Origin of the sequence: Sphingomonas sp., from assembly GCF_030145815.1 — a bacterium.
Taxonomy (GTDB): Bacteria; Pseudomonadota; Alphaproteobacteria; order Sphingomonadales; family Sphingomonadaceae; genus Sphingomonas.
The window spans coordinates 71,260-94,035 of sequence record NZ_JAIXHL010000004.1; the positions used below are offsets into that span (position 1 = coordinate 71,260).

The following is a 22,776-nucleotide window of genomic DNA, read 5'->3' on the forward strand; positions in this document are numbered from 1 at the left end:
GCTATATCGCGCAACGTTGATCTTGACAGGCTTTGGCCGGATTTCGCGCCAATGCGGCGCACCCCGCGCTTACGCCCAATCCCCCGCGACTCGTGGAGTCAGGCCGGTTAGGGCAAAATTAACCTTTTGCCTTCATACCAGCTTAGGTTAATGAATCAGTCGCGTTGTGCGCCACAGGGGGCCTGCAACCGGCACAGGGGAAATCAGCCGATGCGCGTGCTGCTGATCGAAGACGAGCCGACGACCGCCAAGGCCATCGAGCTGATGCTCGCGACCGAGGGGTTCAACGTTTATACAACCGATCTGGGCGAGGAAGGCCTCGATCTGGGCAAGTTGTATGATTACGACATCATCCTGCTCGACCTGAATCTGCCCGACATGCACGGCTATGACGTGCTGAAAAAGCTGCGCGTCGCGCGGGTCCAGACCCCGGTCCTGATCCTGTCGGGCATCAACGAAATGGACAGCAAGGTCCGCTCGTTCGGCTTCGGTGCCGACGATTATGTGACCAAGCCCTTCCACCGCGAAGAGCTGATCGCCCGCATCCATGCCGTGGTGCGCCGCAGCAAGGGCCACAGCCAGTCGGTCATCCGGACCGGCAAGCTCGCCGTGAACCTCGACGCCAAGACCGTCGAGGTCGATGGCGCCCGCGTCCACCTGACCGGCAAGGAATATGCGATGCTGGAGCTGCTCTCGCTCCGCAAGGGCACGACGCTCACCAAGGAAATGTTCCTCAACCACCTTTATGGCGGGATGGACGAGCCCGAGCTCAAGATCATCGACGTCTTCATCTGCAAGCTGCGCAAGAAGCTCAGCATGGCGTGCGAGGGCGAGAATTACATCGAGACCGTCTGGGGCCGCGGCTATGTGCTGCGCGAGCCCGAGGAAGCGGCTGGCGCGGTAAGCGCCGTCGCCTGACATTTACCGTTCGTTGCGTGGGGCAAAGGGGGCCGTGTCATCCGGGGGGATGACGCGGCCCTTTCTTCGCGCGCACAAGTGCGCCCCACGAAGCGCTTGATCTGAAAGAAATAAGTGGCGGAGAGGGTGGGATTCGAACCCACGTTACGGTTCCCCGTAAACCGCATTTCGAGTGCGGCGCGATCGACCACTCTGCCACCTCTCCGCGAGGGGTCCGCAGGGCAATTGCATGCCGCTCCGTCCGGTCGAGCGGGCGCCTCTAGACCAAGCGTCACGGGCTTGCAAGCGCCTTGCGCACGCTTCTTGTGCGGACGCGAAAGCGCACTAGATTGAAGCGATGACTCGCGCCTCCGACCCGCTCGATCTGGCGACTGCCGGTGTCCCCCTCCCTCCCGTGGCGCATGCGCGCTTCAACCTGGGCGATGTGGTGCGGCACCGGGTGTTCGACTTCCGCGGGGTGATCTTCGACATCGACCCGGTTTTCGCCAATACCGACGAATGGTATGAGGCGATCCCCGAGGATGTCCGCCCGCGCAAGGACCAGCCCTTCTACCATCTGCTCGCTGAAAATGCCGAGTCGAGCTATGTCGCCTATGTCAGCCAGCAAAATCTGGTCGCCGACGACAGCGACGAGCCGGTCGACCATCCGGCCATCGGCGGGCTGTTCGAGGAGCTGGGCGGCGGGCGGTACAAATTGAAGCGCGAGCATCGGCATTAGGGTTGCCGCCCGCCATTGGGGCGCCTTTCGATTTCCATGGGGTCTTCGTCAGCCCGGACTTGTTCCGGGGTCCACCGGGAGGCAAATCCCGGACGACAGGCTCATGGGTCGCCAGCGGGGCTGAGTGGACCCCGGAACAAGTCCGGGGTGACGAGAATGGGGAGGCCCCGCGCTCGCCTGAAGGCCATCCTCGAAGAACCCGCACCGCACTGCCCACCAACGGTGCATAATGGTTGACTTCCCCGGGCGAATCCCATAACCGCGCCGTTCCTCCCGCCGGGCTTGTCCTGCGCGGGCACATGCTTTTGAAATTGAGATGAGGCCCATGTTCGCTATCGTGCGCACGGGCGGCAAGCAGTATCGCGTTGCCGCAGGAGACAAGATCGTCGTCGAGAAGCTCGACGGTGAAGCCGGTTCGACGATCACCCTGGGTGACGTGCTGCTCGCTGGCGAAGGTTCGGATCTGAAGTCGACCGACGGCCTGACCGTTTCGGCCGAGATCGTCGCCCAGCAAAAGGGCGAGAAGGTCATCGTCTTCAAGAAGCGCCGTCGGCACAATTATCGCCGCAAGAACGGCCATCGCCAGAACCACACCATCCTGAAGATCACCGCGATCGGTGCGCAGGAGACCAAAAAGAAGGCCGCTAAGGCCAAGGCGACCGAGGGCGATGCCCCGGCGGCCGCGGAAGCGTAAGGAGTAATCCGAAATGGCACATAAGAAGGCAGGCGGCTCTTCGCGCAACGGTCGCGACTCGCAGTCCAAGCGTCTCGGCGTGAAGAAGTTCGGTGGCGAAGTCGCCATTGCCGGCAACATCCTCGTGCGTCAGCGCGGCACGAAATACTATCCGGGCGTCAATGTCGGCATCGGCAAGGACCACACCCTGTTTGCGCTTACCGACGGCCGCGTGCGATTCCACGACGGCAAGCTCGGTCGCAAATTCTGCTCGGTAGAAATGATTGCGGCTGCGGCCGAATAAGCTGGGCGACCATCCGGGTTGCCCGCCAGGGTGACCCGGGTCTCCAAATCTGGAGACCGCAAAAGGGAGACGGGTCACCCCGGTCTCCCTTTTTTATTGCTCCCTCCCCACCCCAACTGTCGTGCTGCGGTCATTAACCCGGGGCATCGGCGGGTCCGCGAGGAGAGTAAGATGTTCGCACGTACACAGCGGTTGATGCTGCGGCCCGGCTGGATCGAGGATGCGCCCGAACTGGCGCGCGCGATCGGCCATCATGAGGTTGTCCGCAACCTCAGCCGCGCGCCCTGGCCCTATGCGGTGAGCGATGCCGAAGAATTCCTGCTGATCGAGCGCAAGGCGAGCGACCTGCCCGTCTTCCTGATCTGCGCGCTGGAGGATGCCACCAGTCGCATTGTCGGCTGCATCGGGCTGGACCGGATGGAGCGCGGCGGGGTCGAGCTCGGCTACTGGATCGCACCCGAAGCCTGGGGCCGCGGCTATGCGACCGAGGCCGGCCGCGCGGTGATCGACATCGCCCGCACGCTGCGCGTCCCCACCCTCACCGCCAGCCACTTCGCCGACAACCCGGCATCGGGCCGTGTCCTGCGCAAGCTCGGCTTCCGCCCGACCGGGCGCACCGTCCAGCGCCACTCGCTCGGTCGCGGGCGCGAGGATATGACGGTCGAGTTCGAACAGCGCCTGTCGGACTCGGACTGCACCGACCCGTGCGACCGAATGGCGGCGTGAAGCTCTGCAGCCCCTCCCCTTCAGGGGAGGGGTTGGGGTGGGGCCTCGGCGTCTCACCGAGACTGCGTGCGAGAATGTCTACGCGCCAACCAGCATCTGGGTCGGCCAATGTCTCAAATCTAGAGCGAGGCACCCATCAGCATCCCGCCTCCAGTCGCGCCTTTACCGCCTTGGGTTGCAAGTCATAACCAGTCGCTCGCTCACCCGACCAGTTTAAGCCGACGAGCAGATTATCTCGCTCCAACCCGGGGAGCCAGCGGCTGATGAATTCCCCCAGTTGCAGTCGCACGGGCTGAAACCCTCGGTAGGCTTCCACACCGTCGATAATGCGCCTAGCGCGGCTCTCAGCAGACCAAAATGGCATTACGGTCTCGCCGGACGCATTCGTCGATGTGGGAAAGCCGCTCGCGGCTCGGATCGCCCAGACCGCGTCGGTGGTCAGCACTTCCGATACAAACGCATTTGCGTGGGCTGCTGAGATGCTCATCTTGCGAGAACAGCACCAAAATCAAAAGTCCGCAACCAGGTCGTGAGGCGCTCATCCGCGACGCACCCGACATCGCCAACAGTTTGAGAGGTCGGGGCCGATCGTCGGCTCGTGAAACCGAACCCGTTAGCCCAGAGGATAGGCCCCACCCCAACCCCTCCCCTGAAGGGGAGGGGCTTAAGAACGACACGAACCGCAGACAATCGGACGGAGCCAGTTACGCAACACGGCTCCGCCCGAAACCCTCGACCTCAGTTGGCAGCAGCAGCCTCGCGCCGCACCGCGTCTGGCGCAGTTTCCCAACCGCCGCCCAGCGCCTTGAAGAGCGCGACCTGCGCCTCCGCCAGCGCCGCATTGGACTGGGCCAGCGCAGCCCGCGCCCCTGCCCGCTCACGCTCGGCATCGATGCGCTGGAGCAGGCTGTCGCGCCCTGCCTCGAAGCGCAGGATCGCGATGCGCGCTGCGTTGGTCGCCGATGCATCGGCGCGGCGCAGCGCGACGTTGCGCTCGATCTCGCCCGAATAGCGTGCCAGCGCCTGTTCGACCTCACGCAATGCGGTCAGCACCGTGCCGTCGAACGCGGCGAGCGAACCCTCCGCCCCGGCCTCGGCCTGGCGAATCCGCGCACGCGCTGCCGTCAGATTGGGGAAGTTCCAGCTGAGCAGCGGCCCGAGCGAGAAGTTGAACGACGAGCTCTTGCCGAGATCCTCGATATTCTGCGCGCCCAGCGACACCGATCCACCCAGCGTGATCGACGGATAGAGCGCGGCGGTCGCGACGCCCACTCGCGCGGTATCCGCCGCCAGCTGGCGCTCGGCCTGACGCACATCGGGGCGTCGGGCGAGCAGGGCCTGGCCATCGCCGACCGGGATCAGCGCCGACACGCCCGGCGGGGTCGCACAAGCATCGGCCTGGGCGTCCAGCTCGGCCGGCGGCTTGCCGGTCAGCGTTGCCAGCGCATAGAGCGCCGCGCGCCGCTCCGCTTCGAACGCCGGCACCTGCGCGCGGGCATTTTCGGCCAGCACACGCGCCTGATCGACATCGCGGATCGTGCCGCGCCCGGCATCGAACAGCCGCTGGGTCAGGTCGAGCGTGCGGGTCTGGAGCTGCACCGTCTCACGCGCCACCGCTGCCTGCGCGGCAAAGCCGCACGCCGCGGCATAGGTCCGCGCCGTCTCCGCCGCGATCGCCACGCGCGCGCCATCGAGCGCCGCCTGCGCCGCATCGACATCCGCCCGCGACGCCTCGATCGACCGGCTCACCCGACCGAACAGATCGACCTCATAGGACACGTCCAGCCCGGTCTGGAAGAAATCTCCCTCGACCCCGTCCACGCCAGCGGGCAGCGCGCCCTGCGCACTTTCGGCCCCGGTGCGCGATCGGGTATAGCCCGCGCTCACGCTGGTGCCAGGCAGTCGCGCCCCACGCGATTCCGAAAGGATCGCGCGCGCGCGCTTCAGGTTGGCCGAGGCCTGACGGATATCGGTGTTGTAGGTCAGCGCCTCGACCACCAGCCGGTCGAGCACGGGATCCTTGAACAGCCGCCACCATTCGCCCTCGACCGCGCCCGGCGACACTTTGGTCATACCGGGATCGACGAACGCTGCAGCTGCGGTCGGCGGGGTTTCGGGCCGCTGATAGGTCGGGCCGACCGCGCAGCCCGCCAGCAGCGCCGCGCTCGCACTTACTAGGAATAGGCGCTTCATGCTGCGGGCTCCGTCACGGGGTCATGGGGTTTGCTGCGGAAGCGTGCCGACTGCGCGCTCGCCCAGATGCCGAACTTGCGGCTGATGACATAGAAGGCCGGGGTGAAGATCAGGCCGAAGATCGTCACGCCGATCATGCCAAAGAACACCGCGACGCCCAGCGCCTGGCGCAACTCCGCTGCCGCCCCGCTCGCAATCACCAGCGGCAGCACGCCAAGGATGAAGGCGATCGACGTCATCACGATCGGACGCATGCGCTGATGCGCCGCGTGCTTCGCCGCCTCGAACATGTCCATGCCCTGATCCTCGTTCTGGCGGGCGAATTCGACGATCAGGATCGCGTTCTTCGCCGCCAGGCCGATCAGCACCACCAGACCGATTTGCGTGAGGATATTATTGTCCATGCCCATCACGTTCACGCCCAAAATCGCGGCAAGCAGACACATCGGCACGATCAGGATCACCGCCAGTGGCAGCACCAGGCTCTCATAGAGCGCGGCGAGCAGCAGGAAGACGAACACCACCGCCAGGATGAAGGCGATCGTCCCGGTGTTGCCGGCAGACTTTTGTTCGAGGGCCAATTCGGTCCACTCAAAGCTCATGCCCTGCGGCAGCGTCTGTGCCGCGAGTGCCTCCATCGAATCGAGTGTCTGGCCGGTCGAATAACCGGGCTTGGAATCGCCCTGCAATTCAGCCGCCGGGTACAGGTTGTGGCGCACCACGCGATACGGCCCGCTGTCGTTCTTCAACGTCATCACCGAACTCATCGGCACCATCTCGCCCGACGCCGAGCGGGTCTTGAGACCCTGAATGTCGGTGGCGTCGTCGCGGTACGGCGCGTCGGCCTGTGCCGTCACGCGGAAGGTGCGACCCAGATAGTTGAAGTCGTTGACATAGGATGAGCCAAGATAGGCACCCAGCGTCGAGAAGACGTTGGACACCGGCACGCCCATCCGCTCCGCCCGTTCGCGATCGACATCCGCGGTCAGACGCGGGGTGCCGGTGTTGAACAGGGTGAAGGCACCCGCGACGCTTTCCTGCTGGTTCGCGCCCATCATCATGCCGAACGCGGACTGCGCCAGCGCGTTGTAGCCCAGCCCTTCGCGGTCCTGGATCATCATCTTGAACCCACCGCCGGTGCCGATGCCCGGAACCGGGGGCGGCGCGATGACCAGGATGTCGCCGCCCTTGATCGGAGCGAGCGCGCCATAGAGCGCCTGCTGGATCTCGTCTGCGCTCTTGTCTCGGTCGGCATGCGGGGCGAGACCGAAGAACAGCACACCGGTGTTCGGGGCAGTCGAGAAGCTCGCGCCATCGAGACCGGCAAAGCCCACGACATATTTGACGCCGGGCAGCTTGCGCGCCTCGGTGATGGCCTGCTGCACCACCGCATCGGTGCGGTTCAGCGAAGACCCCGGCGGCAGCTGCACCGCGCCGATCAGATAGCCCTGATCCTGCGGCGGGATGAAGCCCGATGGAGTCGACGTAAAGCGCCATCCAGCGACGAGGATCAGCGCGACATAGACCACGCCGACAACCATCAGCATGCGAACCAGCTTCGCGGTCAGCTTGCCGTAATTCTCGGACAGCCGGTTAAAGCCGCGGTTGAACGACGCCCCTGCCCGTGCGGGCAGACCGCGCCAGCCGGGCGCAATCTCGCTGTGATGACCCTTATGCTTCAACACCAGCGCGCACAGCGCGGGCGACAGCGTCAGCGACACGAAGGCCGAGATCAGCGTCGCCGAAGCGATGGTGATCGCGAACTGCTGGTAGAAGGCGCCCGAAATGCCCGGGATGAACATCGTCGGCACGAACACGCCGACCAGCACCAGACTGATCGCAATGATCGCGCCCGACACTTCGTCCATCGTCTTGTGCGCGGCTTCCTTGGGGGACAGCCCCTCCTCTTCCATCAGGCGCTCGACATTCTCGACCACGACGATCGCGTCATCGACGACGATGCCGATGGCGAGGACCAGTCCGAACAGCGACAGGGTGTTGAGCGAATAGCCGAACGCCAGCAGCACCGCGAACGCACCGACCAGCGAGATCGGGATCGCCACGATCGGCACCACCGCCGCGCGCCAGCTCTGCAGGAAGATCAGGACGACGAGGACGACCAGCACCAGCGCCTCGATCAGCGTGTGCTCGACCGCAGTGATCGACTCAGCGATATATTCGGTCGGGTTATAGTCGATCGAATAGGTCATCCCCGGGGGGAAGTCCTTGGCCAGCGTTGCCAGCTCGGCCTTCACCGCGTCAGCGGTCGCCAGCGCGTTCGACCCGGGCAGCTGGAAAATGCCCATGCCGACCGCGCGCTTGTCGTTGAGATAGCCGTTGAAGTTGTAATCCTGCGCGCCCAGCTCAACCCGCGCGACATCGCGCAGATGGGTCAGGCGACCGGTGGTATCGCGCTTGACCACGATCGCGCCGAACTCGTCGGGCGTGCTCAAGCGGCCCTTGGTCTGCACGCCCAGCTCAAATGCCGGGCTGGCATTGCCATAGGGTGGCGCGCCGACGGTGCCGGCCGCAACCTGAACGTTCTGCCCGCGGATCGCGTTGACCACCTCGTCCACGGTCATGTCGCGCGCGGCGGCAAGGCCCGGGTCGATCCACACGCGCATGTTGTAGTCGCGCCCGCCAAACGCCTGCGCCTGGCCCACGCCCGGAATACGCGCGATGCGGTCCTGGACCTGCAACGTCACATAGTTGGAGATATACTGGATATCGAGGCTCTTGTCGGGCGAGGTGAAGAACGCGACCATCAGGAAGTCGGGCGAGCTCTTGTTCACCGTCACGCCGATGCGGCGGACATCCTCGGGCAGGCGCGGCTCGGCGGTCGCGACCTTGTTCTGCACCAGCACCTGCGCCTGATCGACATTGGTGCCCTGCTTGAACGCGATGGTAATCTGCGTCTGGCCGTTCCCGGTCGACGACGACGTCATGTAGAGCATGTTGTCGACGCCGTTGATCGCCTGTTCGATCGGCGCGGCGACGGTTTCGGCGACGGTTTCGGCGCTTGCTCCCGGATAGGCGGCGGTCACCACCACCGTCGGCGGCGCGATGTTGGGATATTGCGCGATCGGCAGCGACGGATAGGCGATGGCCCCGACGATCACGATCAGGATCGACAGCACCGCCGCAAAGATCGGCCGGTCGATGAAGAAATGCGGGAATTTCATGGCTTGCGCCCCTTACTGGACGGTCGCCTGGCCCGAAGCCGGCGGATCGATGGGACGCGTAGGTGCGGCCTGCTTGGTCGCGTCGGGGGTGATCTTGCCCATCTTGGGTTTGACCGTCGCGCCGGGCTGAAGCCGGCCGACGCCGGTCAGGACCACCCGATCGGTCGGGGCAAGGCCATCGCGGACGATGCGCAGCCCTTCAGCCTTCGCGCCCACCTCCACGACCCGCGGCGTCGCCTTGTTGTCCTTGCTCACGACATAGACAAGGCGCCGGGTCTGGTCGGTGACGATCGCCTCATCGGGGATCAGCATCGCGCGATAGCTGCCCGAACCGAGCAGGCGGGCGCGTCCGAACATCCCCGGCGTCAGGAAACCGGTCGGGTTGGGTACCACGGCGTGCGCGCGGATCGTGCCCGAATTGGGGTCCACCGCATTATCGAGGAACGCCATCTGGCCGTTCCAGCGATACTCATTCTCGTCGGCGAGCTGGATCTGAACCGGGTTGGCGGTGGTACGCGACGACCCGCGCTCACCGCGCTGATCCTGACGCAGATTCTTGAGGTAAAAGGCTTCGGCCCCCTCGAACTCGAACCAGATCGGGTTGAGCGAGACGACGCGGGTCAGCACCGTCTGCCCCTCGGCCACGAAATCGCCGATGCTGACCTTGCGGTCCGACACGCGCCCGCTGAACGGCGCGCGGACGGTAGTGAAGCCAAGGTTGAGCATCGCCTGCGACGCGGCGGCGCGACCGGCGGCCAAGTCGGCAGCGGCGCTACGCTCGGCCGCGACATTCGCTTCCAGCTCCTCGGCACTGACCGCCTGCGCGCTCGCCAGCGCACGGCTGCGTGCGGTGACCTGACGGGCATTGTTGAGCGCCGCCTGGGCGCGGGCAATCTGCGCCTGCGCCTGCATCAATTGCGCGCGATAGGGGCGCGGGTCGATGGTGAAGAGCGCCTGCCCCTTGCGGACATCCTGGCCGTCGCGGAAATGGACGGCGGTAATGACACCGTTGACGCGTGCACGCAGCTCAACATCCTCCGGTGCGACGAAGCGACCGGTATAGTCATCCCAATCCATCACTTCGCGCTGAAGCGGCGTTGCGACCATGACTTCGGGTGCGGGCGGCGGTGCCGGCGGCTGACCGCCACCACATGCACTCAAAGCCGTCAGCGCCACTAAGCCTGCCAGGACACGCATAATCGTATTTCCCCTTATTGCGTTGCAGCAATTGGAGAGGCGGAAAAGCGGTTTCAACCCCGGAACGGATAATTTCTGATATTTTCCGTTCAGTAATTCAAATTGGGTCTGGGACTGAAAAAAATGCGGCCCCGGCCTGCCCCCAACCCTGCCTCTACTGAAGGCGAGTGAGAGCAGGCCGGGGCCGCATGCGACTAGCGTTTGCGCTTAATCCGCAACCGAATTTTCAGGCGGCGACGGTTCCGCGCGGCATGATGGCCGCCGCATAGTCGCTTTCCACCTTCTGGATCAGCGCACGATCGTCATGATTCCACGGGTGGAAGCCCGGCATGAAATAGCTCAGCCACGCCGGAATCATGCGGGTGACAATGCCTGGCGAGACCAGCAGATATTTGGCCACCATCGCCTTGGCGCGCCATCCGGTCACGCCGTCCTGCGCCATCAGGTCCAGCGTCCCTTCGATCCGGTGTTTCCAGAAGGTGCCCGTGATGATCAGCATTGTCAGCGACTTGATCTTCCACCGCTTCCACCGGCTCATGCCGCGCGTCGCGTGGAGATAGGTGTCATAGGCGACGCCCTTATGCTCGATCTCCTCCAGCGCGTGCCAGCGCCACAGATCGGCATTCTCCTTGTCCGCGCCGGCGAGATGCTTGGGGTTGCGGATCAGCTCGGACGCCAGGATCGCAGTATAATGTTCCAGCGCCATGGTCGCGGCGAGCTGGACGATCTTGGGCCGCGACCGCGCGATCTCCAGCACCTGATCGACGCGCGATTCCAGGCGGCTGATGTCATAGCCATGATCCAGCACGCGCTTGTTGAACGCGACATGCTCGCGGCTGTGCACCACTTCCTGCACGGTGAACGCCTTGATCTCGCGCGCCAGCTTTTCGTCCACGCCGTCGCGGAACGCCTTCACGCTCTCGATGAAATAGGCCTCACCCTTCGGAAAGGTCACCGACAGCGCGTTGTAGAATGCGGTCGCGGCCACATCGCCGCCCAGCCACAGCCGGTCCTGCTGCTGGCCGCGCCCGAACCGGCGATCGCGCGGGGTGATGGTAAGGTCTGCGGGAGTCTTTGCGTTCGACATGATTTTGCTCCAAGGCTTGGGCAAGGAACTAGCGCTTACTTACACAAATGTCAATAACACCCCTCCCCGAACGCCGTCGGCTCAGCCCCGAAGAATCACGTGATGCCGCGCTTGAGGCTGCACGCGCGATCCTGATCGAGGCCGGCCCACAGGCCGTCACGCTCAAGGCCGTCGCCGCGCGGATCGGGCGCACGCACGCCAATCTCCTCCACCATTTCGGTTCAGCCGCGGGGTTGCAGCGCGCGCTCGCCCGCAGCCTTGCCGAAACCGTGTGCACCCGCATTGTCGGCCTGATCCAGGAAGCCCGCGCCAACGGGGCCGCGCCGACCGAGGATAAACCGCGCGAAGTGGTCGATCTCGCCTTCGACGCGTTCGACAAATCGGGCGCGGGTGCACTCGCCAGCTGGATGATCCTGTCGGGCAACGAAGACGCGCTCGACCCGATCCTCGAAGTCATCCACGGCCTGGTGGATCAGATCGCCGCAGCGGAGGGTGAGGACACCGCCACCGAACTGCGCGAAGATACGCTGGCGCTCGTGCTCATGGCGATGGGCGACGCGCTGCTCGGCGAACAGCTCGCCCGCTCGCTCGACCTCCCCCGCGGCGCGGCGCGCGAAATCGCCCTGCGCCAGCTCACCGGATCGCCGCGGTTTCAGAAGATGTGGGGCTGATCCGCACGCCCATCGGCACAGTTTGGCAGATTTCTAGGGCGCCCGTTTCAGGATGTCGGGCAGATAGCCGTTGCGGATCGCAAGCTCATAGCGCTCCGACCGCGGCAAAATGCCTTCATACCGATCCGACACGTCGATCAGGGACTCGTCGGTCCGCAGATAGGCATGCGCGACATCGGTCGAAAAGCGCTCGATCAGCAGCTTGAGTTTAGCCACGTCGACCGTCTCGACCAACGGCATGCCCAGCGCCCGCAACGCCTCCTCGATATGCGCCTGCAAAATCGTCCAGTCCGGCAGTTTCGGCGCCGCTTCGGGAAGCACGCCATGTTCGAGGTAATGATCGGCATGGCTGTCCGCGATCCAGTTTGCGTGCCTTGGCAAGGCCGCGAATGCCCTGCCGATCCCGAACAGATGATCGCGGCTTTCGACCGGAACGACGAAGCCGATTTCAGCGATCAGCGCCCGCAGCTCGACGATCCGCTGCTCCAATTCGCGCAATGCCAGCCGGAAGCGCGAGATCGCCAGCGGGCGATAGAACAGGCGCACGCCGTCAATCTTCACGAAATCGCCCCGCAAGGTCGCCGGCTCCGGCACTGCCAGCTGCTTCAGCGCCTGCATCGCTTCAATCACGTCGCTAAGTTCATGGCCGAGCCGCGAGGACGCATAGACACGCAGCGCGCTCAGCTTCTTTTCCTCGATGCGGTTTTGCACCCATGCCGAAAGTGATCCGATCAGCGCCACCGTGACGATGAAGCTGCCCAGTTCGATGATGATGCTATCCGTGACGCCGTCCGGACTGCGCGGAAAGCCCAGCCGGTTCGCGGCGATCGCCAGCAGCGCGATCGCAATGATCGAGCCGACAGCGATCAGCGCATAGATGCTCAGTCCCGCCGAGACGCGCTTCATCTTCTCCTCCAGCTCCGGTTTGCGCTGGTGCAAAATCGCCCCGGTGGCAAAATTCTGCAATATCGCTATGGGGCTGCCATGCATTTTCTAGACCAGGCAAAAATCTACATCAAATCCGGTTGGGGCGGCGGCGGTGCCGTTGGCTTTCGGCGTGAGAAATATGTCGAATATGGCGGCCCCGACGGCGGCGATGGCGGCAAGGGCGGCGACATCATTTTCGAGGCCGTGCCCGGCCTCAACACGCTGATCGACTTTCGCTACACCCAGCATTTCCGCGCCCAGCGCGGCCATGGCGGGTCGGGCAGCAACAAGACCGGCGCGGGTGGCGAGGATCTCGTCATCAAGGTGCCGATCGGCACCCAAATCCTCGCCGATGACGAAGAACGCACCCTGCTCGCCGACCTGACCGAGGAAGGCCAGCGCATCGTCTTTCTGAAGGGCGGCGATGGCGGACGCGGCAATGCCAGCTACAAGACCAGCACCAACCGCACCCCGCGCCAGCACGGCACCGGCTGGCCGGGTGAGGAAATGTTCGTCTGGCTGCGGCTGAAGCTGCTCGCCGATGCGGGCCTTGTCGGCCTGCCCAATGCGGGCAAGTCCACCTTTATCAACGCCGTCACCAACGCCCAGGCCAAGGTCGGCGCCTATGCCTTCACCACCACCCGCCCCCAGCTCGGCGTGGTGCGGCACAAGGGCAATGAGTTCGTCATCGCCGACATCCCCGGCCTGATCGAGGGCGCAGCGGAAGGCGCCGGAATCGGCGACCGCTTCCTGGGCCATATCGAGCGGTGCAAGGTGCTGCTGCATCTGGTGGACGCCAATGACAAGGACGTCGCCACCAGCTACCGCATCGTCCGCGACGAGCTCGACGCCTATGGCGCCGGGCTGCTCGACAAGAAGATCATTATCGCGCTCAACAAGATCGACACGCTCGACGACGAGCTGATCGCCGCCCTCTCCGCCGAGCTCGAAGAAGCCAGCGGCGCGGAGGTGATCGCGATCTCCGGCGCGGCGGGGATCGGTGTAGACTGGGCGCTCGACAAATTGCTCGAAGCGATCGGCCCCGACCACGCCCGCGTCAGCGACGATGATGAGGGCGCGGAAGAGGTGGAGTGGTCGCCGATCTGATTCCTCTATGGGAAATTGGCAGCTGGCGGGTTATATCTGCGCCATGGCAACGCAGGTTCGTTATCCGCTGCTGACGGCTGAGGAATTCCTCGAAATCGATTTCGGGGCGCATAAGGCGGAGCTCGACAACGGCGTCATCCGGATGATGGCGGGCGGCACGGCCCGGCATGCCGCAGTCCAGACCAACCTCATCCTTGCTTTGGGCACACGGCTTCGTGGGACCGGCTGCCGGCCCTATGGCTCTGACATGGCGACCCGCACCAAAGATGCGTCGGTTCGCTACCCGGACGTCACCGTGTTCTGCGGGCGCGACGGCAGTACAGATGACGAAGCCAAGGCATTTGACGACCCGCGCGTCATCTTCGAGGTTCTGTCCGCCGGAACAGCCCGAACCGACCTCAGCGTCAAACTCCCCGAATACAAGGCGTTGCGCAGTGTCGACACAGTCGTGTTTGTCGATATCGCGACCGAGCGCCTCCATGTATTTCAGCGCACCGCGACCAACGGCTGGAACGAGCAGCAGTTTGACGACCCGGTAGATCTTCCGCTGCCTGCGCTCAATGTCACACTCCCGCACGACGAGATTTTCGCACGCGACTGACTGGCGCTCGTGCCGCAATCGCCTAGATTGTGCGCCATGCTGTATCGTTTCGCCCCGCTCGCCCTGCTCGCTATCGCCCTGCCCGCCACCGCTCAGGAGGCGGAGCAAGAACAGACGCGCGAACCGCTGCGCACGCGCGTCTATCTTGGGCCGCAACTTTCGCCCAAGACACCAGGTGCGAAAGATCTGTCCTTCGGGCCGTTTATCGAGGTGTCGCGCGCGCGCGGCGACGCCCCGTTTGAATTCGAAGCACCCGACGAAAGCTTCGGCTTTCCGGTCGCAAAGGCGGGCGGCGTCGAGTTCGGCCCCGCGCTCGGCTTCAAGGGCAAGCGCAAGGCAGCCGATATCGGCGTCCCGCTCCACGACGTCGGCTTCAGCTTCGAAATCGGCGGCTTTGCCCAGACCTATCTGGCGAAGAACATCCGCGTGCGCGCCGAGGCGCGTCAGGCGGTGAGCGGCCATGACGGCCTAGTCGGGGAAATCAGTGCAGACTACATCGTCCGCGACGGCGACAAATGGCTGTTCTCGCTCGGCCCGCGCGTGACCCTGGCCGACGGAAGATACCACCGCGCCTGGTATGGCATCACCGCTGCCGACAGCGCGGCATCGGGCCTCGCCCAATTTCGCCCGGACGCAGGGATCGAAGGGATCGGACTCGCCGCCGGCTATCTGCGCCAGCTGAACAAGCGCATCGGCATCGCCGCTTATGCCCGTTATGACCATCTCGTCGGCGACGCCGGGCGCTCGCCCTATGTCCGCAGCGCCGGATCGCGCAGCCAGCCCTCGGTCGGCCTTGCGCTCAGCTATACCTTTGGCGGGAAGTAACCACGCCCGGACAGTTGCGGTTCAGCAACGATCGGGCACCCCTAGCGCGGAGATCGGCTGGAGGGTGAACATGATCCGAGTGATTCTGGGTGCGGCGGGGCTGGCGTTGGTCACGGTTCCGGTGGCGGAAGCGCAGCGCTTTCGCGAACGGATTGCGGAACGAATGGCCGAACGCGCCGCCGCGCGTGGCGCCGAGGCTCCGGCAGAAGGCATGGTCGAACACAGCTTCGGCACCGACCCACTGCAAAAGCTCGACTTCTGGGCGGCGAAGGACACGGCCAAGCCCGCACCGATCGTGATCTTCGTCCATGGCGGCGGGTGGAAGCGCGGCGACAAGCGCAACGCGACCGGCGCGGCGAAGGTGACGCATTTCCTTGACCAGGGCTATGCCGTCGCCTCGGTCAACTACCGCCTCGTCCCCGCAGCAAAGGTCGAGGATCAGGCTGCGGACGTCGCCGCCGCCTTTGCCTGGCTGCGCAGCAATGCGGCCAAGCTGAACATCGATCCCGCGCGCATGGTGCTGATGGGCCACAGCGCCGGCGCACACCTCGTCGCCCTGGTCGGCACCGACCCCAGCTACGCCCGCGCGGCCGGCTTTGCGCTGAGCGACATTCGCGGCGTGATCCCGCTCGACGGCGCAGCCTATGACGTCGCAGCGCAGATCGCGGACGGCGGGAAGTTCATGCACGACACCTATGTTCAGGCGTTCGGCAGCGATCCCGCACGGCAAAAATCGCTATCCCCTACCCTGCACGCCGCCGGCCCCAACGCCCCCGCCTTCCTGATCCTCCATGTCGACCGCGAGGACGGCAAGCGCCAGTCCGAAGCCCTCGGCGCCGCGCTGCGCAAGGCCGGCACCCCGGCGCAGGTCACGCGGATCGAGGGGCGCGGCCTCGTCGGCCATGCTGAGATCAACCGAAAGCTGGGCCAGGCGGACTATCCGGCGACGCCCGTCGTCGACGCGTGGCTGAAGACGCGGTTTTAGGCCAGAGCGGCGCAGATTGCGGGCGTTACCGCGCGCTCGCAAGCCTGCGCAGGATGGCGCCACCGGGCTTGAGCGCGTCGACAAACATCGTTTCGGGTGCCTTCGCACACGTATCGTTTGCCTTGTCCCAGCTCTCGCGGAAATCGCGCACAGTGGTAACGAGCGTTTTGCCGTCCGACATGGAACCACGCGTGCCGATCATCACAGCGCCCAATGACATGTTGTAGACATAGCTTTTCTCACCGGGCCAGTTCGCCGCCCACCACTGCTCGTCACGCAGGAACTGCGCGCAATCATATCGAAGGATGCCGCCGGTCTTCCCGGGAACATGGACGGCGCTGAACGTTGTCGGCGCAACGACGCGCAGCGCGATCGGATTTCCGTCCTTGTCCTTGGCCGGCTCGTACAGACTGGCCTGCACCGCCGCGACCGCAATCCCGTCCAGCTCGGGCGACCGGCTGCTCTTCAAGACGGAAATTTCGGCAGGCTTGCCTTGCGCATCGATGATGAAGGCGATTTCGACCTTGCCATGCACGCCCGCAGCCTTGGCAGATTCGGGTAGTTCGGCGCTCGGGCCGCTCTTGAACCTCGGTTTCGTCTTCACCTTCGCTTGATTGGCGATTGCCTCTGCCATGGCCGGTGAGGTTGCAGGGGCCGCTACTGCCGCAGGCGCATCCTGCACGGACACGCTAGCCAACGCTGGAGCAATCGCCAGCCAACCGATTGTCATCATCACCCTCCCCGAACCGCGCAACGGACGCGGTTTGCCACCGCATTCTTGCTTGCCAGACGCAGTGATTCGGAACAACTGGCCGTCGATGAACCTCTTCCCGCCCGCCTCCTGCCCGCGCCTCGTCGTCAAGATCGGATCGGCGTTGCTCGTCGACCCCGACGGCGGCGTGCGGCGCGGCTGGCTTGAGGGCATCGCCGCCGACATCGCCGAACGCGTGCGGATGGGGCAGCAGGTTGCGGTCGTCTCGTCCGGCGCCATCGCGCTGGGTGCGCGCCGCCTGAACCTGCCCAAGGGCGGTCGTGCCAGCCTTGAGGATGCCCAGGCCGCCGCCGCCACCGGCCAGATCGCGCTCAGCCAGGTCTGGGCAGAGGTGCTGGCGGCGAACGGCCTTACCGCTGCACAGATGCTGGTGACGCTCGACGATCTTGAGGATCGCCGCCGCTACCTCAACGCCGCCGCGACGCTGGGCCGCCTGCTCACCCTCGGCGTCGTGCCGATCATCAACGAAAATGACAGCGTCGCCACCGCCGAAATCCGCTTCGGCGACAATGACCGCCTCGCCGCGCGCGTCGCGCAAGCCGCAGACGCGAACGGCGTCGTGCTGCTCAGCGACATTGACGGCCTGTATGACCGCAACCCCGCCCTCCCCGGCGCGCAGCATATCGCACAGGTAGCGCAGATCGACGCGCGGATCGAGGGGATGGCCGATCGTGGCTCGGCCTCCGGCATGGGATCGGGCGGGATGGTGTCGAAGATCGAAGCGGCGCGGATCGCCGCCAGCGCCGGAGTCAGCCTCGCCATCGCCAGCGGCCGGATCGACCGCCCGCTCTCCGCCGACGCGCGCCACACGATCTTCCTCCCCGAAAAACGCACCCGCGCCCGGAAAGCCTGGCTGGCGGGCCGCCTCACCGCGAAGGGCAGCATCTCGATCGACGCCGGCGCCGCCGCAGCCTTGGCCGAGGGGCGCAGCCTGCTCGCCATTGGTGCCACGGGCGTGCGCGGCATGTTCTTCCGCGGCGACCTCGTGACGATCGAGGGCCCCAACGGCCCGATCGCGCGCGGCCTTGCCGAATATGATGCGGGCGAAGCCCAGGCGATCCTCGGCACCCGCAGCGAAGACCAGGGCGACATCCTCGGCTACGCCCCCCGCGCGGCTTTGGTCCACCGCAACCATATGGTGTTGCTGTGACGCTGACCCTCGCCCTGACCGGCGCGACCGGCTTCGTCGGCAAGGCCACAGTCGACCACGCCCTCGCCCGCGGCCACAAAATTCGTGCGCTCACCCGGCGTGCTCAGCCGCCGCGCGACGGCGTCTCCTGGATCGCCGGCAGCCTGGACGATGAACCCGCCCTCGCGCGCCTAGCCGAGGGAGCAGACGCGGTCCTCCACATCGCCGGGGTCGTCAACGCACCCACGCCGCAGGGCTTCGTCACCGGCAATGTCGACGGCACCCGCCGTATGCTCGACGCTACCACAAGTCGAGGCGTCCGCCGCTTCGTGCATGTCTCGTCGCTGTCCGCACGCGAACCCGAGCTGTCGCTCTACGGCAAGTCCAAGGCGCTGGCCGAGGACGAAGTGTGCAAGTCCAGTCTCGACTGGACGATGGTCCGCCCACCCGGCGTCTATGGTCCCGGCGACATGGAGATGCGCGACGTCTTCCGCATGGCGAAACTGGGTTTCGTCGTGCTGCCCCCCGCGGGCCGCGTGTCGCTGGTCCACGTCCGCGACCTCGCCCGGCTGCTGGTCGCGATGGCGGAGAGCGATACCGGCCGCCACATCTATGAATGCGACGATGGCGTCGATGGCGGCTACAGCCATGCCGAATTCGCCCGGCTGGTCGGCGGCGCGGTCGGCAAGCGGCCGATCCCGCTCCACGTCCCGCGCGCGCTGCTCCACCTCGTCGGCCATGCCGACCGCTTCCTGCGTGAAGCGAACGCCAAGCTCACGCCCGACCGCGCCGCCTATCTGAGCCACCCCGACTGGACCGCGACCCCGCACCACCGCCCCCCGGGTGAGCTTTGGGCACCGCAAATCGCGACGCTAGACGGGCTGGTCGAAACGGCGGACTGGTATCGGTCGCAGGGATTGCTGTAACCGCCCCGCTCTTCCCGCAATTCCGCCGCAATCGCTTGGCAGTGCCAGCCCACACCAGTAAGGACCGCGCATGAGCGACCGTAACGACATCTTTGATACCGTCTCCGCCCAGATCGAACCCTTCAACAAAAAGGGCGTCGCGCTGACCGATTCCACCACCTTTGCCGGCGATCTCGAATGGGACAGCCTGACGGTGATGAATTTCGTCGCGGCGATCGAGGACGAGTTCGACATCATCATCACCATGAACATGCAGGCGGAGATCGAAACCGTCGGCCAGCTGGTCGACGCGGTCCAGAAGCTTAAGGCTTGAACTGAAAACACCGCTCGCCCTGAGCTTGTCGAAGGGCCGCCCTTCTCTTCCGCGAACCAAGATGGAAGAACAGGGCTTCGACAAGCTCAGCCTGAACGGGTTTGGGAACGATTGAGATGACCGAAGCCATTGCCACTTCCGACGCTCCGGCTCCGCTGACGGGTGACAAGCCCGATCTGATGAGCAAGTTCGACGCCATCATCGCGGAGCGCAAGGCGCTGCTCGATGCCGGCTTCACCGACCCTTATGCGGTCGTGATGGAGCAGGTGAAATCGCCGACCGAGGCGGTGATCAAGGGCAAGGACACGATCCTGCTCGGAACCTATAATTACATGGGCATGACCTTCGACCCCGACGTGATCGCGGCGGGCAAGGCGGCGCTGGACCAGTTCGGCAGCGGCACCAATGGCAGCCGGATGCTCAACGGCACCTTCCGCGACCATATGGAGGTCGAACAGGCGCTGCGCGACTTTTACGGCACGACCGGCGCGATCGTCTTCTCGACCGGCTACATGGCCAATCTCGGCATGATCTCGACGCTCGCCGGCAAGGGGGATTACATCATCCTCGACGCCGACAGCCACGCCAGCATTTATGACGGGTGCAAGCAGGGCGTCGCCGAAATCGTCCGCTTCCGCCACAACAGCGTCGAGGATCTCGACAAGCGCCTCGGCCGCCTGCCCGCCGACGCCGGCAAGCTGGTGGTGCTGGAGGGCGTTTATTCGATGCTCGGCGACATTGCTCCGCTCAAGGAAATGGTCGCCGTCGCCAAGAAGCATGGCGCGATGGTCCTGTCCGACGAAGCGCATTCGATGGGCTTTTACGGCCCCAATGGCCGCGGCGTGTATGAGGCGCTGGGCTGCGAGGACGATGTCGATTTCATCGTCGGCACCTTCAGCAAGTCGGTCGGCACCGTCGGCGGCTTTTGCGTGTCGAACCACCCGAAGTTCGAGGCGATCCGCCTCGCCTGCCGCCCGTACATCTTCACCGCGTCGCTCCCGCCCAGCGTCGTCGCCACCGCCGCGACCTCGATCCGCAAGCTGATGACCGCGACCAAGAAGCGTGAGCAGCTGTGGAACAATGCCCGCACGCTGCACGCGGGGCTCAAGGAAATGGGCTTCAAGCTCGGGACCGAACAGGCCGACAGCGCGATCATCGCGATCATCCTGACCGACCAGGTGCAGGGTGCGGCGATGTGGCAGACGCTGCTGGAGAACGGCCTGTACGTGAACCTCGCCCGCCCGCCCGCGACCCCGGCCGGCACCTTCCTGCTGCGCTGCTCGCTGTGCGCGGAGCATACGCCCGAGCAGATCCAGCGCGTGCTGGGCATGTTCAAGGCAGCGGGTCAGGCTGTCGGCGTCATCGCCTGACCGCTGGCGCCGGTCGCCGCCCAGGCCTAGGGTCCGGACCATGAGCGAGCACCGCATCACCGCGCTGAAGCACCGCCTGTCCGCGCTGGACTGGCGGGTCGCGCTGATGATCGTCGTCGCCCTGCTCGGCACCGGCGTTCTCACACTGCTGGTGGTCAACCAGCGCGATGCCGCCGCCCAGCATCAGGCCGCGCTGGCCCGGCAGTCGCAAAGCTACGAAGTCATGGTGCTGTCGCAAAGCTTCGCGGCGAGCATGGCCCGCGCCGAGGCGACGCTTGGCCGCTATGTCGTCGCCGGTGAACGCGCGGTGGGCCGCGATTTCGTCGCAGAATGGCAGCGCGCAGGCGGCCAGCTCAGCCTGCTGGAACGACGGGTGCGCGACAATTCGGCGCAGGCCGAGCGCGCCACGCGCCTGCGGAGCGCCTATGACGCACGTGGGCTCGAACTCGCTGAAATCGCCCGGAATACCGATCGCGGTCGCAATGCGGCGGCGTACGCCTTTTACAACGAAGCGCGCCGCTCGCCGCATCTCGCCGCGCTGTCGCGCGAGACCGGCGCGATTTTCGATGCCGAGCGGCTGTTGCTCAACGAACGCGCTGCAGAAGCGCGGCTGACGGCGGCCGGGGCGGCGGACGAGACCCGCAACCTCGTCCTGTTCGGCGCCTTGCTGGCGGCCGGCGCGATTGCGCTCGGCTGGCTCAACGTCCGCGCGATCCGCGACCGCGCCGCTGCCGCCGCCGAGGCCGAGGCGCAGCGCGCCCGATCGGAAGAACTTCAGGCCGCCGTCGCCGCCGCTACTGCCGGGCTGCAGGCCGAAGCGCGCGAACGGGCCGCCGCGGAGGAGAAGCTGCGCCAGGTCCAGAAGATGGAGGCGGTGGGCCAGCTGACCGGCGGGATCGCGCATGATTTCAACAATATGCTCGCCGTCGTGCTGGGCGGTATCGAACTCGCCAAGCGCAACCTGCCCGACGGCGCGGACGCCGCGCTGCGCCATATCGACAATGCGGCGGAAGGCGCGAACCGCGCCGCCGCGCTGACCCGCCAGCTGCTCGGCTTCGCCCGCTCGGAGGCGCTGGCGCCCGAAGCGATCGAGCCGACCGAGTTGATCGAGGGCATGTCAGTGCTGCTCGACCGGACGCTCGGCGACGGGATCCGCGTCGAAACGCGCAGCGAAGGCACGCAATGGAAGGTGTGGGCCGACCGGGTGCAGCTCGAAAATGCGCTGCTCAACCTCGCGGTCAACGCCCGCGACGCGATGGACGGGCGCGGCACGATCGTGATCTCCTCAGGCCATGTCGCGCTGGATGGCGACGATGCCGCAGACTGCGCGCCGGGCGACTATGTCCGCATCGCGGTCAGCGATACCGGCACCGGGATGACGCGCGAAGTGATGGACCGCGTGTTCGAACCCTTCTTCACCACCAAGCCGGTCGGCAAGGGCACCGGCCTCGGCCTCAGCCAGATTTTCGGCTTTGTCCGCCAATCGGGCGGCGAGGTGCAGATCGAATCGACGGTTGGTGAGGGCACGACCGTCACCATGCTTCTTCCCTGCCATGCAGCTACGGCGGGCACTGCCCCCGTGATCGAACGGATCGGACCGCGCGAAGGACCGCACCGCGCGCTCGACATCCTGGTGGTCGAGGACGATCCGCGCGTCCTCACCGCCACGCTCGCCGCGCTCGAAGAACTGGGCCACCGCCCGGTCGCATGCAGCGATCCGCTGACCGCGCCGCGCATCGTCGCGGGGCTGCGCACGCTCGATCTGGTGATGACCGACGTACTGATGCCGGGCCAGACCGGGCCGGAGATGGTCGCCGCGCTCGAACCGCAGCTGCGCTCCGTCGCCATTCTCTACGTCACGGGCTATGCCGGCGAGGGCGATGAGGACCGGTTCGCGGGGCGCCCGGTGCTGCGCAAGCCCTTTACCCTTGCCGGCCTGGAACAGGCACTGGCGGACGCGATCGCGTTCCAGGCGCTTGCCGACGCGGCGGCGGACTAGGGTCTGAACTCAATTAGAACGGGGATCGAGATTGCCCAGGCAAGGTCGCCGGCAAGGAGCGCAGCGCAGTCGCGTAGCTGAAGCTACGCGCAAGCAAGTGACGCCGTCCGGCGATCTTGCCTGGGCAACCGCGTAGCGGCGGGCGCCTTTTGG

General features: G+C 65.6%; 22 protein-coding genes and 1 tRNA gene. 15 read left to right on the top strand and 8 right to left on the bottom strand.

Annotation, left to right across the window (positions count from 1 at the left end):
- Positions 1 to 210: 210 nt before the first annotated feature.
- Positions 211 to 918, top strand: coding sequence for a response regulator transcription factor CtrA (ctrA, locus tag KYX69_RS04815; RefSeq protein ID WP_066656563.1), 708 nt, complete (start codon positions 211 to 213; stop codon positions 916 to 918).
- 115 nt (positions 919 to 1,033) lie between these two features.
- Here the strand turns inward: ctrA and KYX69_RS04820 are convergent.
- Positions 1,034 to 1,123, bottom strand: a tRNA-Ser gene (locus tag KYX69_RS04820).
- Between the two features lie 132 nt (positions 1,124 to 1,255).
- On the opposite strand from KYX69_RS04820, the gene hspQ reads away from it, so the two are divergent.
- The 4 genes from hspQ (at position 1,256) to KYX69_RS04840 (ending at position 3,339) form a co-directional block, all read left to right on the top strand.
- Complete coding sequence (gene hspQ / locus KYX69_RS04825; RefSeq protein ID WP_300494399.1) at positions 1,256 to 1,636, top strand: heat shock protein HspQ; 381 nt, start codon at positions 1,256 to 1,258, stop codon at positions 1,634 to 1,636.
- Between the two features lie 325 nt (positions 1,637 to 1,961).
- Positions 1,962 to 2,330: a 50S ribosomal protein L21 gene (gene rplU / locus KYX69_RS04830; RefSeq protein ID WP_066656559.1), complete on the top strand. Its 369-nt coding sequence runs from the start codon at positions 1,962 to 1,964 to the stop codon at positions 2,328 to 2,330.
- Between the two features lie 13 nt (positions 2,331 to 2,343).
- Positions 2,344 to 2,613, top strand: coding sequence for a 50S ribosomal protein L27 (rpmA, locus tag KYX69_RS04835; protein ID WP_257845123.1), 270 nt, complete (start codon positions 2,344 to 2,346; stop codon positions 2,611 to 2,613).
- A gap of 171 nt (positions 2,614 to 2,784) precedes the next feature.
- The gene (locus KYX69_RS04840) at positions 2,785 to 3,339 is read left to right on the top strand and encodes a GNAT family N-acetyltransferase (RefSeq protein WP_300494401.1); all 555 of its coding nucleotides are present in this window, start codon (positions 2,785 to 2,787) and stop codon (positions 3,337 to 3,339) included.
- A 136-nt stretch (positions 3,340 to 3,475) separates the two neighbouring features.
- Here the strand turns inward: KYX69_RS04840 and KYX69_RS04845 are convergent, their stop codons facing one another.
- From KYX69_RS04845 to KYX69_RS04865, 5 genes are all read right to left on the bottom strand, one after another.
- Positions 3,476 to 3,826 carry a DUF2750 domain-containing protein gene (locus KYX69_RS04845; RefSeq protein WP_300494403.1) on the bottom strand — a complete coding sequence of 117 codons (351 nt, stop codon included), beginning with the start codon at positions 3,824 to 3,826 and terminating at the stop codon, positions 3,476 to 3,478.
- A 251-nt stretch (positions 3,827 to 4,077) separates the two neighbouring features.
- Positions 4,078 to 5,532 (bottom strand): efflux transporter outer membrane subunit, encoded by a 1,455-nt coding sequence (locus KYX69_RS04850; protein WP_300494406.1) that lies wholly within the window; start codon positions 5,530 to 5,532, stop codon positions 4,078 to 4,080.
- Positions 5,529 to 8,714 (bottom strand): efflux RND transporter permease subunit, encoded by a 3,186-nt coding sequence (locus KYX69_RS04855; RefSeq protein ID WP_300494407.1) that lies wholly within the window; start codon positions 8,712 to 8,714, stop codon positions 5,529 to 5,531. The genes KYX69_RS04850 and KYX69_RS04855 overlap by 4 nt, the downstream gene beginning before the upstream one ends.
- 12 nt (positions 8,715 to 8,726) lie before the next feature.
- Positions 8,727 to 9,911 (bottom strand): efflux RND transporter periplasmic adaptor subunit, encoded by a 1,185-nt coding sequence (locus KYX69_RS04860; RefSeq protein WP_300494409.1) that lies wholly within the window; start codon positions 9,909 to 9,911, stop codon positions 8,727 to 8,729.
- Between the two features lie 226 nt (positions 9,912 to 10,137).
- A complete protein-coding gene (locus tag KYX69_RS04865) occupies positions 10,138 to 10,998 on the bottom strand; it encodes a metal-dependent hydrolase (RefSeq protein WP_300494411.1) in 861 nt (286 codons plus the stop codon).
- A gap of 47 nt (positions 10,999 to 11,045) precedes the next feature.
- On the opposite strand from KYX69_RS04865, the gene KYX69_RS04870 reads away from it, so the two are divergent.
- Entirely contained in the window at positions 11,046 to 11,669 is a 624-nt protein-coding gene (locus tag KYX69_RS04870; protein WP_300494414.1) for a TetR/AcrR family transcriptional regulator, read from the top strand.
- Positions 11,670 to 11,702: 33 nt separating this feature from the next.
- On the opposite strand, the gene KYX69_RS04875 is transcribed toward KYX69_RS04870, so the two are convergent.
- Positions 11,703 to 12,575 carry a hypothetical protein gene (locus KYX69_RS04875; RefSeq protein WP_300494416.1) on the bottom strand — a complete coding sequence of 291 codons (873 nt, stop codon included), beginning with the start codon at positions 12,573 to 12,575 and terminating at the stop codon, positions 11,703 to 11,705.
- 78 nt (positions 12,576 to 12,653) lie between these two features.
- Here KYX69_RS04875 and obgE point away from each other — a divergent pair, with 78 nt between their 5' ends.
- From obgE to KYX69_RS04895, 4 genes are all read left to right on the top strand, one after another.
- On the top strand, positions 12,654 to 13,703 hold the full coding sequence (gene obgE / locus KYX69_RS04880) for a GTPase ObgE (protein ID WP_300494420.1): 1,050 nt from the start codon (positions 12,654 to 12,656) through the stop codon (positions 13,701 to 13,703).
- A gap of 43 nt (positions 13,704 to 13,746) precedes the next feature.
- The gene (locus tag KYX69_RS04885) at positions 13,747 to 14,304 is read left to right on the top strand and encodes a Uma2 family endonuclease (protein WP_300494423.1); all 558 of its coding nucleotides are present in this window, start codon (positions 13,747 to 13,749) and stop codon (positions 14,302 to 14,304) included.
- Between the two features lie 36 nt (positions 14,305 to 14,340).
- Positions 14,341 to 15,129: a MipA/OmpV family protein gene (locus KYX69_RS04890; RefSeq protein ID WP_300494425.1), complete on the top strand. Its 789-nt coding sequence runs from the start codon at positions 14,341 to 14,343 to the stop codon at positions 15,127 to 15,129.
- A gap of 163 nt (positions 15,130 to 15,292) precedes the next feature.
- The gene (locus tag KYX69_RS04895) at positions 15,293 to 16,114 is read left to right on the top strand and encodes an alpha/beta hydrolase (protein WP_300494712.1); all 822 of its coding nucleotides are present in this window, start codon (positions 15,293 to 15,295) and stop codon (positions 16,112 to 16,114) included.
- 25 nt (positions 16,115 to 16,139) lie between these two features.
- Here the strand turns inward: KYX69_RS04895 and KYX69_RS04900 are convergent, their stop codons facing one another.
- Complete coding sequence (locus tag KYX69_RS04900) at positions 16,140 to 16,802, bottom strand: energy transducer TonB (protein ID WP_300494428.1); 663 nt, start codon at positions 16,800 to 16,802, stop codon at positions 16,140 to 16,142.
- A 130-nt stretch (positions 16,803 to 16,932) separates the two neighbouring features.
- Between KYX69_RS04900 and proB the strand changes: the two genes are divergently transcribed.
- The 5 genes from proB (at position 16,933) to KYX69_RS04925 (ending at position 22,623) form a co-directional block, all read left to right on the top strand.
- Complete coding sequence (gene proB, locus KYX69_RS04905) at positions 16,933 to 18,036, top strand: glutamate 5-kinase (RefSeq protein WP_300494430.1); 1,104 nt, start codon at positions 16,933 to 16,935, stop codon at positions 18,034 to 18,036.
- Between the two features lie 2 nt (positions 18,037 to 18,038).
- Complete coding sequence (locus tag KYX69_RS04910) at positions 18,039 to 18,941, top strand: NAD(P)-dependent oxidoreductase (RefSeq protein WP_300494714.1); 903 nt, start codon at positions 18,039 to 18,041, stop codon at positions 18,939 to 18,941.
- A 70-nt stretch (positions 18,942 to 19,011) separates the two neighbouring features.
- Positions 19,012 to 19,254 carry an acyl carrier protein gene (locus tag KYX69_RS04915; RefSeq protein WP_300494433.1) on the top strand — a complete coding sequence of 81 codons (243 nt, stop codon included), beginning with the start codon at positions 19,012 to 19,014 and terminating at the stop codon, positions 19,252 to 19,254.
- A gap of 116 nt (positions 19,255 to 19,370) precedes the next feature.
- Positions 19,371 to 20,624 carry an aminotransferase class I/II-fold pyridoxal phosphate-dependent enzyme gene (locus KYX69_RS04920; RefSeq protein ID WP_300494436.1) on the top strand — a complete coding sequence of 418 codons (1,254 nt, stop codon included), beginning with the start codon at positions 19,371 to 19,373 and terminating at the stop codon, positions 20,622 to 20,624.
- A 40-nt stretch (positions 20,625 to 20,664) separates the two neighbouring features.
- Positions 20,665 to 22,623 (top strand): ATP-binding protein, encoded by a 1,959-nt coding sequence (locus KYX69_RS04925; RefSeq protein ID WP_300494438.1) that lies wholly within the window; start codon positions 20,665 to 20,667, stop codon positions 22,621 to 22,623.
- Positions 22,624 to 22,776: the final 153 nt, after the last annotated feature.